This is a genomic window from Devosia sp., assembly GCF_025809055.1.
Classification (GTDB): Bacteria; Pseudomonadota; Alphaproteobacteria; order Rhizobiales; family Devosiaceae; genus Devosia.
Map to the genome: position 1 here is coordinate 3,451,080 of NZ_CP075529.1, position 16,634 is coordinate 3,467,713.

General features: G+C 62.8%; 15 protein-coding genes. 6 read left to right on the forward strand and 9 right to left on the reverse strand.

Annotated elements, in window-relative coordinates; all coding sequences use genetic code 11:
* Window positions 1-136: 136 nt before the first annotated feature.
* Both KIT02_RS16955 and KIT02_RS16960 read right to left on the reverse strand, forming a co-directional pair.
* Entirely contained in the window at window positions 137-907 is a 771-nt protein-coding gene (locus KIT02_RS16955; protein ID WP_297580384.1) for a thioredoxin domain-containing protein, read from the reverse strand.
* A 91-nt stretch (window positions 908-998) separates the two neighbouring features.
* Window positions 999-1,514, reverse strand: coding sequence for a DciA family protein (locus KIT02_RS16960; RefSeq protein WP_297580386.1), 516 nt, complete (start codon window positions 1,512-1,514; stop codon window positions 999-1,001).
* A 310-nt stretch (window positions 1,515-1,824) separates the two neighbouring features.
* Here KIT02_RS16960 and mutY point away from each other — a divergent pair, with 310 nt between their 5' ends.
* Both mutY and KIT02_RS16970 read left to right on the forward strand, forming a co-directional pair.
* Entirely contained in the window at window positions 1,825-2,862 is a 1,038-nt protein-coding gene (gene mutY, locus KIT02_RS16965; protein WP_297585388.1) for an A/G-specific adenine glycosylase, read from the forward strand.
* Between the two features lie 39 nt (window positions 2,863-2,901).
* Complete coding sequence (locus KIT02_RS16970) at window positions 2,902-3,573, forward strand: SLATT domain-containing protein (RefSeq protein ID WP_297580388.1); 672 nt, start codon at window positions 2,902-2,904, stop codon at window positions 3,571-3,573.
* Between the two features lie 114 nt (window positions 3,574-3,687).
* On the opposite strand, the gene KIT02_RS16975 is transcribed toward KIT02_RS16970, so the two are convergent.
* From KIT02_RS16975 to KIT02_RS16985, 3 genes are all read right to left on the reverse strand, one after another.
* A complete protein-coding gene (locus tag KIT02_RS16975) occupies window positions 3,688-4,824 on the reverse strand; it encodes a site-specific DNA-methyltransferase (protein ID WP_297580390.1) in 1,137 nt (378 codons plus the stop codon).
* Between the two features lie 289 nt (window positions 4,825-5,113).
* Window positions 5,114-5,794 (reverse strand): ribonuclease HII, encoded by a 681-nt coding sequence (locus KIT02_RS16980; protein WP_297580392.1) that lies wholly within the window; start codon window positions 5,792-5,794, stop codon window positions 5,114-5,116.
* 1 nt (window position 5,795) lies between these two features.
* On the reverse strand, window positions 5,796-6,161 hold the full coding sequence (locus KIT02_RS16985) for a DUF4180 domain-containing protein (RefSeq protein ID WP_297580394.1): 366 nt from the start codon (window positions 6,159-6,161) through the stop codon (window positions 5,796-5,798).
* Between the two features lie 77 nt (window positions 6,162-6,238).
* On the opposite strand from KIT02_RS16985, the gene KIT02_RS16990 reads away from it, so the two are divergent.
* A complete protein-coding gene (locus KIT02_RS16990) occupies window positions 6,239-6,820 on the forward strand; it encodes a hypothetical protein (RefSeq protein ID WP_297580396.1) in 582 nt (193 codons plus the stop codon).
* 21 nt (window positions 6,821-6,841) lie between these two features.
* Here KIT02_RS16990 and KIT02_RS16995 read toward each other — a convergent pair whose 3' ends face one another.
* Window positions 6,842-7,990, reverse strand: a complete 1,149-nt coding sequence (locus KIT02_RS16995) for a PA0069 family radical SAM protein (protein WP_297580398.1) — start codon at window positions 7,988-7,990, stop codon at window positions 6,842-6,844.
* Between the two features lie 357 nt (window positions 7,991-8,347).
* On the opposite strand from KIT02_RS16995, the gene KIT02_RS17000 reads away from it, so the two are divergent.
* A complete protein-coding gene (locus KIT02_RS17000; RefSeq protein WP_297580400.1) occupies window positions 8,348-9,826 on the forward strand; it encodes an MDR family MFS transporter in 1,479 nt (492 codons plus the stop codon).
* A 183-nt stretch (window positions 9,827-10,009) separates the two neighbouring features.
* Window positions 10,010-11,782, forward strand: a complete 1,773-nt coding sequence (locus tag KIT02_RS17005) for a sensor domain-containing diguanylate cyclase (protein WP_297580402.1) — start codon at window positions 10,010-10,012, stop codon at window positions 11,780-11,782.
* A gap of 170 nt (window positions 11,783-11,952) precedes the next feature.
* Here the strand turns inward: KIT02_RS17005 and moaB are convergent, their stop codons facing one another.
* From moaB to KIT02_RS17020, 3 genes are all read right to left on the reverse strand, one after another.
* Window positions 11,953-12,489, reverse strand: coding sequence for a molybdenum cofactor biosynthesis protein B (moaB, locus tag KIT02_RS17010; RefSeq protein WP_297580404.1), 537 nt, complete (start codon window positions 12,487-12,489; stop codon window positions 11,953-11,955).
* Window positions 12,467-13,792, reverse strand: coding sequence for an MFS transporter (locus tag KIT02_RS17015; protein WP_297580406.1), 1,326 nt, complete (start codon window positions 13,790-13,792; stop codon window positions 12,467-12,469). Before KIT02_RS17015 ends, moaB begins: the two co-directional genes overlap by 23 nt.
* 281 nt (window positions 13,793-14,073) lie before the next feature.
* Entirely contained in the window at window positions 14,074-14,889 is an 816-nt protein-coding gene (locus tag KIT02_RS17020) for a uracil-DNA glycosylase (RefSeq protein ID WP_297580408.1), read from the reverse strand.
* Between the two features lie 67 nt (window positions 14,890-14,956).
* Between KIT02_RS17020 and KIT02_RS17025 the strand changes: the two genes are divergently transcribed.
* On the forward strand, window positions 14,957-16,609 hold the full coding sequence (locus KIT02_RS17025) for an electron transfer flavoprotein-ubiquinone oxidoreductase (RefSeq protein WP_297580411.1): 1,653 nt from the start codon (window positions 14,957-14,959) through the stop codon (window positions 16,607-16,609).
* The last annotated feature ends 25 nt before the right edge of the window (window positions 16,610-16,634 follow it).

A 16,634-nucleotide genomic window follows, 5' to 3' on the forward strand; every position in this document is an offset into this window, starting at 1 on the left:
TGATGTATTTTCCCTCTCCCCTTGTGGGAGAGGGTGCCCGAAGGGCGGGCGAGGGGTTCCAGCCGGGAACGCGAACCCCTCATCCGGCGCGAAGCGCGGCCTTCTCCCGCAGTGGGAGAAGGCAGAAGTCGTCTGCTTACTGCGCGGTGGTGGTGTCAGTTGCCGGCGTTTCGGTGGCAGGGGCCATTGCGTCAGCAGCTGGGGCCATGGCGTCTTCTGCCGGTGCGACGTCCGCGCCGGCGGCCGGAGCCACGAAATCGGCAGGCACAAGCGGGTCGATTTCGGCAGCGAGCTGCTCCAAAGTCTTGCCACCCGAAAGCGTCTTGCCATTGACATAGAAGGTCGGTGTTCCCGAGAGCCCGAATTCATCCAGCGCCTGCTCGCGCTGGGCTTCCATCGCGGTGAACAGGTCCTGATTCGTCAAGGCAGCGTTGAAGCTTTCCTCTGTAAAACCGAGCTGCTGGGCAATGGTGTAGAGGGCGTCACGCGGCTTTTCCGAGGCGGCCCAGGTCGTCTGGGTCTTGAAATAGGTCTCGATGACCGAGTGATAGTTCTCGGGGCCGGCGGCCTCGGCCAGCATGAACACGGCCGCGTCGAGCGCATTGCGCACGAAGGGGCGCAGGATGAAGTTCACCTTGCCGGTCTCGATATAGGCGGTCTTGAACTCGGGATAGACCGTGTTGTGGAAGGTCGCGCAGTGCGGGCAGGTGGGCGAAGCATATTCGATCACGGTGACCGGCGCATCGGCATTGCCCTCGGCATGGTCGGCCAGGCCCCCGGCAGGCGCCATCAACTTGGCCACATCGATCATGTCGCCTTCCGCGGCCTGGGTGCCGGAAATGCCGGCCACGCTCAGGGCAGAGGCGGCAGCGGCAAGAATGATTGTATCACGGCGGTTGATCAGCACGGGTATTGGCTCCTGGTATTGATTTTGCGCGACACTACACTTGGGGAAGGTGTCGGCAAGTGGGCATGACTATCACTTGGGGGTGAACAGTCTATCCGTCTTTCCGTTCCGATCTGCCGGAGAGCGCCAGGCCCAATGCCCGCAACGCTTCCCGCAGATCCCTGTCTTCGACCTTTTCGGTCGCTTTGCCGACCTTTGCAATCGTGCTCTGGCTCGGTTGGCTGGGTTTATGACCCCCACCGGCTGAACCGGGGGTGAACGGTTCGGCAGACAATCTGACATCGGCCACCAGCACATAGCCGAAATAGCGGTTCACCGCAGCGGCAATGGCCGGCGCCTCGTGCTGGGCGAACAGCGCCTGACCGGGTGCGCAGCGCAGATAGAGCACGGCGCCTTCGCCGTCCCGGTCGCCGCGCGGCCAGACCAGCTTGTCCGGCTGGGTGGTCTTTTCAAAGGGCGGGGGCGCGATCACCGCCCATTGGTTGATCACATCGCGGCTGGCAAATCCGCGCTTGCGCAGCGCAGGATCGAGCGCACTGCCCAGCGCATCGGCTACGGACAGCGTCTTGTTTCGGCGTTTGGGTTCGGGCAGGTCGTCTTTTGCCATGAAATTTGAGTAGCGCGGGCGCACCGCAGGGCACAAGGCCGATATGGCATCGGCACCCGCATGGCGTGCCCCGAAAAGACGGCTACCTGCGCTTCCGCCTCAACCGCCGCATCCCCCACGCGCGTTGACCTCCCCCACCACACACAAGGTCATTCCCGCGAAAGCGGGAACCTCTGGTTTGATGCACTTGAAACGCCCCTCTCTGGGCCCGAAGCAAGTTTCAGCACCAATCCGGCCGAGGTCATTCCTCTTGCGAGGCGCGCGGACAAACCGCTATCCCTCGGCCATGCCCCTTGCCCATGCGCATCCGATCGATTCAGCCGCCGTTCTGGCCTGGTACGACGCCCACGCCCGCGACCTGCCCTGGCGCGTTTCGCCGTCCGACCGGTGCGCGGGTCTGCGGCCTGATCCCTATCGCGTGTGGCTGAGCGAGATCATGCTGCAGCAGACCACGGTCGCTGCGGTGAAATCCTATTTCGTGCGCTTCACCACGCTCTGGCCGACGGTCGCCGATCTTGCTGCCGCCCCCCTCGACAGCGTTCTGCGCGAATGGGCCGGGCTCGGCTACTATGCCCGGGCCCGCAACTTGCATGCCTGCGCCCAGGTTGTGCATCGCGATCACGGCGGCATTTTTCCCCAAACCGCCGCGGCCTTGCAGGGGCTTCCGGGCGTCGGCGCCTATACCAGCGCGGCCATTGCCGCCATCTGCTTCGATGAGCCGGTCGCCGTGCTCGACGGTAATCTCGACCGGGTCCTGGCGCGCTACTACGCGCTCGATGTGCCGGTGCGCGAGGCCAAGCCGGAGCTGCGGGCTGCCCTTCAGGCCTGTGTGCCCGAGCGGGCCGGCGATTTCGCCCAGGCGATGATGGACCTCGGCGCCACCATTTGTGCGCCGCGCAACGCGTCTTGCCTCGTCTGTCCGCTCCAGCCGGGATGCATCGCCGCGCGCCAGAGCAATCCGCTGGCCTACCCCGTCAAACCTGCCAAGGCCGAAAGACCGGTGCGGCGTGGCCATGCCTATGTGATGCGCGACGGGTCCGGCGACGTCTATTTGCAGAGCCGGCCGGCAAAAGGCCTGCTTGCCGGCATGACCGAGGTGCCCGGCTCGGACTGGGCCGCTGAGCTCGCAAGCCCTCTCTATCCCGTCCAGGCCAAGTGGCGCCATCACGGACAGGTCGTCCACATCTTCACCCATTTCCGGCTGGAACTCGAAGTCTGGTCGGCCGAAGTGGCGTCCGATGACCTCGACGGGGGCTGGTGGTCCCCGCCTGCGGCCCTTAAGGGTGAGGCATTGCCGACGCTGTACAGGAAGGTATTGGCGGAAGCTGGAATTGCTTCAGTTGCATGATATATTTTTTGGGGTTGTCCATAAATATTGGGGGTTTTGATGGCATTGGAAGTTGTTGCTGCGGTCAGCGCGCCAGTTAATCTAGAGCCATTTAACGATCTAAAGCGCCGAGTAGAGATTACGCGAGATGCAAGATTTCAGGCCAATCTTCGACTAGAAAGGCGGAATAAATGGTCATACTTGGTCATATCTGTTCTTTCATTGTTTGTAATTATACTGTCACTTGTTCCAAATATATTTCAGCTTAGTCAACCTGCTTCGCAGGCGTTGTTAGCGCTTACCATAATAAATTCAGTGTTTATTATTATTACTACGTTTTTGGAGGCTTCAGGAAATTTTGTTCACAAAGGTGAGCAGTTGCATAGAAGTGCCAGAAAAATTGCTACCGTCTTCAATAAGTTAATGCTGCTGACAGTCGAAGAAAGGGAGGATAAGGAGAAAATACATGACCTGCAAAAAGAGTATCAGGCGTCCTTGGATGATTGTTCATTCAACCACGAAAATATGGATTATGATCTCATAAAAGCGACGAAGCCAAAGTTGTTCAAAGATAGGATCTATCAGGGTCGATTTTTGTGGGTTGTTAGTTCAATACGAATGTTTGCATACAAGATTGTCGAATATAGTTGGACGATTCCTCATATGCTTGTTGTTTTGCTAACACTCGCTTGTTTGTACTTAATTTTGATAGAAGGTTATCTTGGTGCGTAGCTGCGCTTGTGGCGTAGTGGCGGTTATTGCGTCGCGATGGCATCAGCAAAAAAGGCCGCCGGGGCAAACCGGCGGCCAGTTATTAGAGCCTGATGAGCTGATTGGAGGTCAAGATCAGGCAGAAATCAAATCAAGTTTTTGGCGAATGTCAGACCGAAGGCTATCGATCGGCTCGACACTGCCGGAGCGTTCGTGGTGCCAGAAGGTCCACCCGTTGCATGACTCGGCCCCCTGAACCAGCGCGCCGACCTTGTGGATCGACCCCTGGTGTGGACCCGAGACGAGCGAGCCGTCTGCACGAACCATGGCAAAGTAACGCCGCTGGGTGTCAAAGAGTTGCGCGCCGGGTTCGATCAATCCCTGTTCGAGCAGCGAACCAAAGGGAATCCGGGCTTCCTTGCGCTTTGGCGTGACCGATTGCAGGGCCTCGAATACGCCGGGGCGAATGCTGGCAATGCGTTCGCGCGCGCCTTCGATATAGCTGGCCTCGCGCTCGATGCCGATAAAGTGCCGGCCCAGTTTCCGGGCGACGGCCCCGGTCGTGCCTGTGCCGAAGAACGGGTCGAGCACGACGTCGCCGGGCTTCGTAGTCGCATTGAGAATGCGGAACAGCAGCGCTTCGGGCTTCTGGGTCGGATGCAGCTTGCTGTCATCCTCGCCTTTGAGCCGCTCGGCGCCGGTGCAGATGGGGAACAGCCAGTCGCTGCGCATCTGCGTGTCGTCATTGGCGAGCTTCATCGCCTCATAGTTGAAGGTGACGCGGCTTTTCTGGCTCTTTGCCGCCCAGATCAGCGTTTCATGCGCATTGGTGAAGCGGGTGCCGCGAAAATTCGGCATCGGGTTGGCCTTGCGCCACACCACGTCATTGAGCATCCAGAACCCGAGGTCCTGCAGGGCCGTGCCGACGCGGAAAATATTGTGATAGGAGCCGATGACCCACATGGCGCCATCGGGTTTGAGCAGGCGCTTGGCCGCGCTCATCCAGGCCTTGGTGAAGGCATCGTAGTGGGCAAAGCTGTCGAACTTGTCCCAGTCGTCATCGACCGCATCGACCTTGGATTGGTCGGGGCGGGTGAGACCCTGCTCGAGTTGCAGATTATAGGGAGGATCTGCGAAAATGAGATCGATGGAGCCGGCCGGCAAACTATTCATGTGGTCGATGCAATCGCCCACCAGGATAGTATCGATCGGAAGGCGTGGAGCCCCCCATTCCGCATCGGCCTTGCGGGCCGTACGCGCGGTACTCAACATACACTTAACCCTAACGCAGTACTAACAAGACCGTTATAGAACGTTGAGGTTAATGGAGCGTTCGCAAGGGGTTAGCGGGGCGTTAATCCGCGCTCTAGACCTCGACACGTTCGGTCTGAAACGTTGGAGCCTTTCCCTTCTCCCCTGAGGGGAGAAGGTGGCGCGAAGCGCCGGATGAGGGGTTCACACTCGCGTTCTTGCCGAGGGGCTTTCACCCCTCACCCCATCCCTCTCCCCTGAGGGGCGAGGGGGCGATGAAGGCGATGGTTCAGTTTAAGGGTGAAACGCTCTAGGTCACCGTAGCCCGTTGCAACAGCATGGCCACCGGCGCAAATTCGGCCCGGTGGTGGCGGCAGGGTCCGTGCCGGTCGAGGGCTGCCAGGTGCGCGGCGGTGCCATAGCCCTTGTGGCCCGAAAAGCCGAAGCCTGGCGCATCGCAATCCATGATTGCGCACATGCGATCCCGCGTCACCTTTGCGACGATGGAAGCCGCCGCGATCGACAGGCTCCGCCCGTCCCCACCGACGAGGGCGATACCGGGACAGGGCAGGGCGGGGGGAACGTCTCGTCCGTCGATCAGGGCGCGGTCGGCGGCCTGCGGCAGGGCACGCACCGCCCGAGCCATTGCCGCCAGGGTCGCGCCGCGAATATTTTTGCTGACGATCTCGTCCGGCGGCGCCGTGGCAATGGCGACATCGGCATGGCCCATAATGGCCTCGTACAAGTGGTCGCGACGCTCGGCATTGAGCTTTTTGGAATCATCGAGACCCGATGGAATATGGTTCGGGTCGAGCCGCACCGCGGCGACCACCACAGGTCCCGCCAGCGGCCCGCGACCAGCTTCGTCGACACCCGCCACATAGCGGGCCCCACGCGCCATCAACATGGTTTCATGGCTGAAGTCTGGGCCGTCGGCCTCACCGGCGAAAAGCGCCGGTGCTGGATCGGTGGTTGGCCTGCGTCGGCCCATGTCAGGCCGCTCCGCCCAGAGCGTTCTCGAGCGCGGCGGAGTCGGTCACGAACAGGTGATGGCCGATACGGTTGGTCTCGCCGACAAAATCCCGCAGCGCCTTGCTGGTGGACAAGGCCCCGACAAGATCACCGATGATCGCCAGACGCATCTGGTAATTCTGCAGCTTCTGGAAGAAGTGCCCGGCCTGCCTGGAACTGAGGTCGAAAAACGCCGGTCCGAAGCGCTCCGCCGGCACGGCAATCATGTCGGCCCCGGTGCCATAGGTTTCCCCCAGAATGTCGAGCGCATCCTGTTCGCTGGCCAGTGCCGGGCCAGTTTTGGCAACGAAATAGACGGTGACACCATTGATGGTTTGAACGGTCATCGGCGACTCGGCATTTCAAAATCCTGACCGTGCTGATATAGCACAGGCGCCGGGGGGCAAAGGCGAGAGAGACTTACATGCGCATTGCAGGCCTGCTAGCGGCTTTGCCTCTGCTTGCGGCACCCGTCGCTGCGGAACCCTTCCATCATCCTTATGGCGAATGGCGCGAATACCATCGCGACTGGCTCGCCGCCTGTCCCGATGCCATCAACGAGGACGCCGCCGATTATTACGGCTATTCCTGCTTTGCCAGCACCGGCAGCCAGGAGCTCAACGGCGCCAACTTGCCGGCCTATAAGCTGACTTTGATCCGCAACCGGCTGGACGGCACGCTCGACGTGGCGATAACCGTGTCTCCCGATAAGGGTGAATATGATCCGGCACGCCCGATGGTTCTGCATTTCGGCGGCGAGGCCCCGATCAGCCTGGCGATGAATTCCGATATCGAAACCCGCTTCAACACGGTCAATCAGTTCTTCATTGCCGATCCGGCTCTGCGGGAAAAGGTCATCGAGCGCATGAGCGAACGCGTCGCCGTCACGCTCTCGGTCCCGCTCACGGGTGTCGAACAGCCGGTTTCGACGCGCCTCTCCATGCAGGGCGTTCTGGCATCGCTGGATTTCATGGCGACCTATGCCCGCAAGGTCGCGCAATACTGATCTGCCAAGCGGCGGTTAAGATCAGAACAGGCTCATCTGCGGGCTGTCCACCTTGGGCGGCTCGAACAGGTCGGAGCGCAGCGGCGGCAGTTTCGCGTCCAGTCCGTAGCGATCGCGTGCCTTTTCGAAGCGCTGGCGCAGCAGTGTTGCATAAGGCCCTTCACCGACCATGCGGCTGCCGAAACGCGGGTCGTTGTCGCGTCCGCCCCGTGTGTCGCGCACCAGCGACAGAACATGCCGCACCCGGTCGGGAAAATGGCGCAGCAGCCACTCGCGGAACACGTCGCGCACCTCGCCCGGCAGGCGCAGCAGGATCATCTGCGCGCTGATCGCGCCCTGGGCCTTGCCGGCATCGAGAATGCGCTCGAGTTCCATGTCGTTGATGGCCGGGATCATCGGCGAGGCAAAGATGGCGGTCGGAACGCCCGCTTCGCTGAGCAGCCGGATTGCTTCCAGCCGCCGTGCCGGCGAGGAGGCGCGCGGCTCCATCTTGCGGCTGAGCTTGTGATCCATCGAAGTCACCGACAGGGCCACTTTGACCAGATTGAGTTCAGCCAGTTCCGTGAGCAGGTCCAGATCGCGCACGATCAGCGCCGATTTGGTGGTGATCATCACCGGGTGGCGGGTTTCCAGCATCACCTCGAGAATGCCGCGCGTCAGCTTATGCGTGCGTTCGGCCGGCTGATAGGGATCGGTATTGGTGCCCATGGCAATGGGTTTGGGCCGGTAGGATTTTGCCGAAAGTTCCGCTCGCAAGGCCTCGACTGCATTGGTCTTCACATAGATGTCGCGCTCGAAATCGATCCCGGCGGAGTGCCCGAGATAGGCGTGGCTTGGCCGGGCAAAGCAGTAGGAACAGCCATGCTCGCAACCACGATAGGCGTTGATCGACCGCTCGAAGCCGACATCGGGGCTGTCATTGGTGGTGATGATGGTCTTTGCGCGCTCGACATGTTCGATCGTCTCGAACAGGGGCAGGGTTTCCACGCTCCCCCAGCCGTCGTCGAATCCGCTGCGCTGATGGGTTTCGAACCGGCCGGCGCGGTTCGATTGTGCGCCGCGTCCGCGCGCCCGGTCCGGCTGCACCAGTTCACGCCGCGCCAGATCGGCATCGCGGCTGCGGCTGAGCCGCTCGAGCGCTTCAAATGAGGGGGCCTGGTAAAGGGCCATGTCTGTTCTCCTGCCGGCGCAAGGAAGAATCGCTACTTCCCTAACGCAGGAACAGGCTATCAGGTTGATGAGAACATAACAAGAACATGAAGCGGTGCCGCATCACCGCCCCCATGCATATCGGTCTGCCTGTCATGCATTACAAGACTGGACGGGCAGGGGTGTTGGGAGTAGAGAGCGCCCCTCTGCCCGGTCCACTCAGCCCCACCCATTTTCGCGCGTATCCGCCCCTGGGCGAAACGCGTTGTGCGTCTGGCTGCTGACACAGACCGTCGCAAAAATTTGAAACACCGTGTCGAAGAATGCGCGGACCACCCGTCATGGTGGCGTAGCGACAGGCCCCGGAAGGACATGATGATGACAATGGACGCAACAATGGACGCCGCCCCGGAGGTCACGGAAGGCGAGCCCGACAACGCCGCGCGCAATCGCCTGGTGATCGGCATCCTCCTGGTGTCCACCTTCGTGGTGTTTCTCAATGAAACCATCATGAGCGTGGCCATTCCCCACCTGATGAATGATCTCGGCGTGGCCGCCAGTGCCGCTCAATGGCTGACCACGGCCTTCCTGTTGACCATGGCCGTTGTCATTCCGGTGACCGGTTTCCTGCTGCAGCGGCTCAATACCCGCCCGATCTTCATGCTGGCCATGGCGATCTTCTCGCTTGGCACCCTGGTCTGCGCGCTGGCGCCGGGTCTCGAACTGCTCGTCGCCGGGCGCGTGGTCCAGGCCGTCGGCACCGCCATCATGATGCCGCTCCTGATGACTACGGTCATGACCCTTGTTCCCCCAGAGGGCCGCGGCAAGACCATGGGCAATATTTCCATCGTCATGTCAGTGGCGCCGGCCATCGGGCCGACCATTGGCGGGTTCATCCTCGCACATTTCGACTGGCGCTTCATGTTCTACTTCACCCTGCCCATCGCCATTGGCGCGCTGGTGCTGGGCGCCTCGCGCATCCGCAATGTGTCCACGCCCCGCTATGCGCCGCTCGATATCCTGTCGGTGATCCTCTCCGCATTCGCCTTCGGGGGCCTCGTCTATGGCCTTTCGAGCCTGGGCGAAGGCGCCGAGCATGGTTCGGCCATTCCGGCCTGGGTGCCGGTTCTGGTGGGTCTGGTTGCTATGGCGGTGTTCATCTGGCGTCAGGTGAACCTGTCGCACCAGGACAAGGCCCTGCTCGATCTGCGCACCCTGCAGCACCGCAACTACACCTTCGCGCTCGTCGTCATGGCCATCGCCATGGTTGCCTTGCTCGGCAGCTCGATCCTGCTGCCGATCTATACGCAGAACGTGCTGGGTCTCGATACGCTGCAGACCGGCATGATCCTGCTTCCCGGCGGCCTGCTGATGGGCCTGATGGGCCCCATCGTCGGCCGGCTCTATGACCGCGTCGGCCCGCAGCCGTTGCTGGTTCCCGGCGTCATCCTTGTATCGCTGGTAATGTGGTCCCTGACCTTGGTCAGCCAATACACCCCGATCTGGGCGGTGGTCGCCGGACACATAACCCTGAGCTTCGGCCTGGCGTTGACCTTCACGCCGCTTTTCACCGCCTCCATGGGGTCGGTGCCCATGCCGCTCTATTCCCATGCGAGCGCCATCCTGGGTTCGGTCCAGCAGGTCGCCGGCGCGGCGGGCATTGCCCTGTTCGTGGCGGTCATGAGCCTGCGCACCGCCGCCGCAGCCAGCGAGGGGCTGACCGGTGTCGATGCCCTGGCGGCCGGTATCCGCTCCGGCTTCCTGTGCGGCGCCATCATTTCGGTGCTGATGGTGATTGCCGCCATGTTCGTGCGCAAGCCCGAGGCGGCGCCCGGCGGCATGCCAGCCGGGCACTGACAGTCCGCAACCAAACGGAAAGCGCCGGAGCAATCCGGCGCTTTTCTCGTTTTGGGACCCCTTGCGCGCGTTTTTTCCGCCCGCGGTTAATGACTATTTACCTTTTCCGGCAATGTGATCAGCGGGGAAAGGTCTTGGATACGCAATGCCTTCACCGTGGCCGCACCAGCCGTGAGGACTGCTATGCCAAATCTTGTTGAACTGACCTTCCGCCGCACCTGGGACCGGCTTTCGCTCGGCGAACAGGTTGCCATCGTTGCCACGCTTCTGTGTCTGGTGCTGGTCGGCGCTATGACGCTGGTGACCGCGCAGGTGGGATCCGAACAGGCGCGATTGCGCGCCGAAGCGGGCATGGTCAGCCTCGCGCATGGCATGTCCGACAGGCTCGAGGCGCGGATGGGCGAGCGTTATCGCGAGATCGCCAATATCGCTGCCATGTCCCCGCTCGCGCCCATCTGGGAGAGCACCCCGGGCGATATTCGCGGGCTGCTCGAACAATTGGCGGAAAGCGACAGCGATTACACCTGGATCGGGTTTGCCGGTGCCGATGGCACCGTCATTGCCGCGACCGGCGGCATGCTCGAAGGCGCTTCGGTGGCCGAGCGGCCCTGGTTTGTGGCCGGTCTTTCAGGTCCCACGGTCCAGGATGTTCACGAGGCCAAACTCCTGGCCGGCCTGCTCGAACCTCTGGCATCGGGCGAGCCGATCCGCTTCGTCGACGTCGCCGCTCCGGTGCGCGACGCGACCGGGCAGGTCATCGGCGTGCTCGGCGCCCACATGAGCTGGGAATGGGCCGCGCGGATGCGCAACAACCTGGTGGGTTTCTCCGGTAGCCAGCAGGGCTCGGACGTCTGGGTTCTCGACCGCGACGGCAAGGCCCTCTTGGGCACGGATTACGGCACGCAGGTGCTGACGCCAGAGCAGGTCGCGTCGGTCCAAGGTGCTGGTCAGGCGACCGTCACGGATACGGCACAAGGTGATCTGGTCGGCATCGTTTCCAGCCATGCCGAGGCCAACGACTATCCGGGCCTTGGATGGATGGTTCTGGCCCGCCGCCCCATTGCCCTGGCCATGGCGCCGGCCAACCAGCTGACCATGACCATCGCCCTGATCGGCCTCGGCTGTGCCAGCCTTGGCGTATTGGGCGCCATCGCCATGGGACGGCGGCTGACCCGCCCCTTCACCGACCTGGCCGACAGCATTGACAGCATTGGCCGCGAACCGGGGGCCAGCATGGTGGTGCGCCGGCATTCGTCCCGCGACGTTTACCAGCTGTCGCTTGCCGTCCGCTCGCTGCTGCGCCGTCTGGGCGTGGCCGAGACCGCCCAGGAGGCGGCCGGCCGCGAGGCCGAGCTGGCGCGCCAGCAACTGGCCGAAAAGACCCAGCGCATGGGTGAAGACCTCAATGCCCTGCAGGTCCTGGCCGATACCGATCCCCTGACGGGCCTGCTCAATCGCCGGGCCTTCAAGGTCTTCGGCACCGACGCCATCAACTATTTCCGCCGCCACCGCCGCGACGTTGGCGTGCTGGTTATCGACATCGACTATTTCAAGCGCGTCAACGACACCTTTGGCCATGCCAGGGGCGATGACGTCATTCGCGCCGTGGGCCGCGCCATCGAGGCCGAGGCGCGGACCATCGACAAGGTCGCCCGCTTCGGCGGCGAGGAATTCGTGGTGCTGATGCGCGAAACCGAGCTCGACGGCCCCGCCATCCTGGGCGAGCGCATCCGCTCGGTCATTGCCGGTAGCCTGATTGGCGACGATGACCATGATCCCATCCACGTCACCGTATCGGTCGGCGCCGCCCTGGCCATCGATGATGACCGCGATATCGACGACGTCATCGAGCGCGCCGATGAGGCCCTCTATGAGGCCAAATCCAGGGGCCGGGATTGCGTGGTCGTCGCCGGTGCCGAAGGCGAAGTCACCGAAGTGGTCGACCAGGCTGCCTAGCGTGGCTCACCGATGCAGTGATCCGTCGGCCAAAGCCAACCCCCTTCACCTCCCCCTTGAAGGGGGAGGTAGCGCCGCTCGGCCCATAGGGCCGTAGCAGAGCTAGGTGGGGGTGTTTCGGCCCCAGGATCAGTATAATCTGTTTTCAAGCACTCGCACTGCGAAGTGACTTAGCGCTCACTCAATCTCGGCATGAGCTCGACGAAATTGCAGGGCTTGTGCCGGTAGTCGAGCTGATGGGTCAGGATGCCTTCCCAGGCGTCCCGGCAGGCGCCGCGCGAGCCGGGCAGGCAGAACACGAATGTGGTTCCGATCAGCCCGGCCGTGGCCCGCGACTGCAGCGAAGACGTTCCCACCGTCGTCGCCGAATACTGGTGGAACAACACTGAAAAGCCTTCCATGCGCTTGTCGAACAAGGGCTCGATGGCTTCCGGCGTCACATCGCGGCCGGAAAAGCCGGTGCCGCCGGTGGTGAGAATGACGTCGACTGCCGGGTTGGCGACATAGGCCTGAACGGCGGCACGGATGAGCTGGATGTCATCGCGCACCACCTGCCGCTCGAAACAGAGGTGACCATCGGCCTCGAGCAGCGACCGCAGCAGGGCGCCCCCGGTGTCCGTTTCCATCGTGCGCGTGTCCGACACGGCGATGACGGCAATCGAGAGCGGCTTGAACGCCCGATCCTCAAACCGGCTTGTCTTGAACATCGTTATTGGGCTCCACCGTCTCGATCAGTTCATCGGGCACAGCCGCTTCGCGGTGCACCGGCATGTCGTCCTCATCGCTTTCGCCGCGTGGGTCAAGCGCAAAGGTTTCGGGCGTGACCTGGCGATCGCTCATCGGCTGGAACGGGGCCCTTTCATTGGCGTCGACGCTGTTGCGCACCCGCATGCGCAGGTAGGCCGCCCCGGCAAGGGCGCCATGGAATGTGGTTGTGACCACGAACAGGCCCACCGGATTCCAGGCCCCCATGATCAGCGAGGCGACGGCCGGGCCGATGGCCAGGCCGACACCGCAGATCATCAGCATGCCGCCGGCGATCTTGGCGAATTCGCCGTCCTTGGCAAAGTCGTTGGCATGGGCCACGGCCACCGCATAGATGGGATTGGCGGCAAATCCATAGGCGGCAAACAGCACATACATGCCCCAGCCAGCCTCGGGATTGATTACCACCATCAGCGCGCCGATGATGGCCGCAAAGCCCGCCAGCCCGATCAGTACCAGCCGCCGGTCGATCCGGTCGGAGAGGCGCCCGAAGGGCACCTGCGCCACCGCACCGAGAATGGCGGCGAGCGCGAAGAGCAGGGCAATGCCGCTGGCATCGAGGCCGCGCTCATAGCCATAGACCGGCGCCAAAGTGCCGAAGGCGCCATTGGCCATGCCGACTGAAAACGAGGCGATCGCAGCAATGGGCGAGGTTCGATAGAGCAGTCCAATGTCGATCTTGGCCGATTGCAGCGGCTTGGGCTGTGGGCTCGATGTCAGGGCCGTTGGCAGGACCGCGCAGATAAAGCTGATGGCACCGATCACAAACGGCAGGTAGCCCGCCGTTCCCGTCACCGACATGGCGATCTGGCCGATGGTCGAGGCCGCCATGTTGATGGTGACATAGATCGAAAAGATCGTGCCACGGCTCTTGTTTTCGGCCACCTCGTTGAGCCAGCTCTCCACGATCATCGCCGCCCCGGCGAAGCAGAAGCCAGACAGCGCGCGCAGCACGATCCAGCTCACATCGTTGATCCAGAGCAGGTTGAGCAGAATGGTGATCGTGCCGATTGCGGCCATGACCGAGAAGGCCCGGATATGGCCGACCTTGCGCACCACCAGCGGCACGAACAGCGAGCCGGCCACGAAGCCGATCGACCATCCGGTGCCGATGAGGCCCAGCGCAACAAGGGAGAAACCCTCCTCGGCGCCGCGAACGGAAAGCAGCAGGCCTTGCAGCCCGCCGCCGAACATCAACAGCGCGGAGCCGAGAAACAGGGCATAAATTTTGATGACGGAAGCCATGACGCGATGCGGCCTTCGTTGTGGTCGTCGGAACGTTGCAAATCACTCGAACGCGACCATAGCGTGACCAGTTGCGAAGGGGAGCCCAGAAATCTCTCTGATGAGCGGATTAGGCATGTTCATGCCGCGGCGAAATGCGCGCGCTGAAAGACCTCATGGTGAGCCTGTCGAACCACGAGGTCGGGCACGCCGAAATCTGAATGGTCAAACGTCACCCTGCTGAGGTGGGGGGATAAGGCTTGTCGGCCGTTCGCCAGAGAAGGCCCCATGCGAACATACTGTCAGCCGGGGCCCAGCCCGTCGATCTTCTGCTTGAGACTCAGCAGATCCCGCCAGGCCATCTGCTTTGCCGCCGGGTTGCGCAGCAAATAGGCCGGGTGAAGCGTCGGCAAAGCATCCACGTCATGATTGCCGATGCTGACCTTTTCCCACTTGCCGCGCATCTTGATGATGCCACTGCTGGTCTTGAAAACGGTCTGCATGGCCGGCCCGCCCAGCGTCATCACCAGTTTCGGCGCCACCAGTTCCACCTGACGGTTGAGGAAGGGCAGGCAGATTTCCATTTCTTCTGGCGTCGGCGTCCGGTTGCCCGGCGGCCGCCAGGGCACGGTATTGACGATATAGACCGAGCTCCGGTCCAGCCCGATAGCGCCCAGCATCCGGTCGAGCAACTGTCCCGATCGGCCCACGAAGGGCTTGCCCTGACGATCTTCTTCGGCACCCGGTGCTTCCCCGATCAACATGATCCTGGCCTCGGGATTGCCGTCGGCGAACACCAGTTGCGTGGCGCGGAATTTGAGGCTGCAGCCCTCATAGCCCTCGAGAATGGTGCGCAACTGGTCCAGCGTCGCCGCCGAGGCAGCCAGTTTCCGCGCCTCGCCTGGGTCGCCTCCCATGGCACGACCGGCGGCCGGCGCCGCTGTCTGGCCCGGCTCCTGCATTGCCTTGGCGCGTTGGGGCAGGGTTGCCGGAGCCGGTGGTATCTGTGCGAACCGGTCGATCGGTTCTTCGCCCACGGCCAGGTCCACTCCGGCGGCCCGATACCAATCGAGCACCGAGAGCAGTTCGGCATTGTTGAGCTGACGATCTTGAGACATCGGGCCTGTTATGTCACACCGCGTTCGGTGCGGCCAGCCGCACACCTTGCCCCAAAGGATATTTCCCATGGCCGAAGCCGGAAACCGCGAAACCCTCAGCACCGACGTTCTGATCGTCGGAGCGGGTCCGGCCGGTCTGTCGGCCGCCATCCGCCTCAAGCAACGCCATCCCGAACTCGCTGTAACCGTGGTCGAAAAGGCCGCCGAAGTTGGCGGGCACATCCTGTCCGGGGCCGTCATGGACCCGGCGGGGCTCGACGCCCTTATCCCCGACTGGCGCCTGAGGAACGCGCCGGTTGGTCCAGAGGTGACGCGCGATACCTATCACTACCTGACCAGGTCCGGCGATTTCGCCTTCCCGCACCTGCTTCTGCCGCCGCAGATGCGCACTGCCAACGGCGTCATTGTCAGCCTGGGCGATCTGGTGCGCTGGCTGGGCGAGGAAGCGGCGGGCCTTGGCGTCGACATCTTCCCCATGACCGCCGCCGTTGATGTGCTGCGCGATGGCGATGGTCCGGTGCGCGGCATCATCACCGGCGATCTCGGCCTCGACCACGAAGGGGCGCCAAAGCCCGGTTTTGCCCAGGGTATTGCGCTTGAGGCCAAATACACGTTGATCGCTGAAGGCGCGCGCGGCTCGCTGGCCAAGGCGATCATCGGGGATTTCGGCCTCGACCGCGCCTCTGCGCCGCAGAAATACGGCCTCGGCATCAAGGAGGTTTGGGAAATACCCGCAGACCGTCACCAGCCGGGTCGCGTCGATCACTATCTGGGCTTCCCCCTGGATACGGCAACAGGCGGTGGTGGCTTCGCCTATCACGCCCAGGATCGCAAACTCTATCTCGGGCTCGTCGTGCATCTCGACTATGCCGATCCGACCCTGTCACCCTTCGGCGAATTTCAGCGCTTCAAGACCCATCGCTCCATTGCCCGCCTGCTCGATGGGGCGACCCGCATTTCCTATGGCGCCCGCGCCTTGACGGCCGGCGGCCTGCAGGCCGTGCCGCAACTGGCCTTTGCCGGTGGCGGTCTCATCGGCTGCGCCGCCGGGTTCATGAACGCCCCGCGCCTCAAGGCCATTCACAATGCCATCCTGTCCGGCATTGGCGCGGCCGATGCGGTGGGTGCCGCCATCGCCGAAGGTCGCCAGCACGATGTCATTGCCGACCTCGAACAGCGCGTCATGCAGACCGGCATCGAGCGCGAGCTGGCGGGCGTCCGGAACCTCAAGCCGCTCTGGGCCAGTTTCGGCACCCTGACTGGTGCCTTTCTCGGCGGCGTCGACATGTGGTGCCAGACAGTTCTGCGCTTTTCCCCCTTTGGAACCCTGCGCTGGAGCAAGTCCGACGCCGCTTCGCTCAGGCCCGTTTCGGCCGTCACTCCGCGCGATTATGCCCGCCCCGATGGCAAGACGACCTTCGACCGGGCCGCATCGGTCTATCTGGCCAACCTGGCCCATGACGAAGATCAGCCGGTGCACCTGCGTCTTGCCGACCCGGCAGTGCCGGTGCGAGACAACCTGCCGAAATATGGCGAGCCCGCGCCACTCTATTGTCCGGCTGGTGTTTACGAGCTGGCCGAAGAGGGGGGTGCGCCGGTCTTTCGCATTCACGCCGCCAACTGCGTCCACTGCAAGACATGCGATATCAAGGACCCGGCGGGCAATATCACCTGGGTGCCGCCGGAAGGCGGCAGCGGCCCCAACTACAGCGGAATGTGAAGCCGTCGGCGCCCGGCGGCCTTGC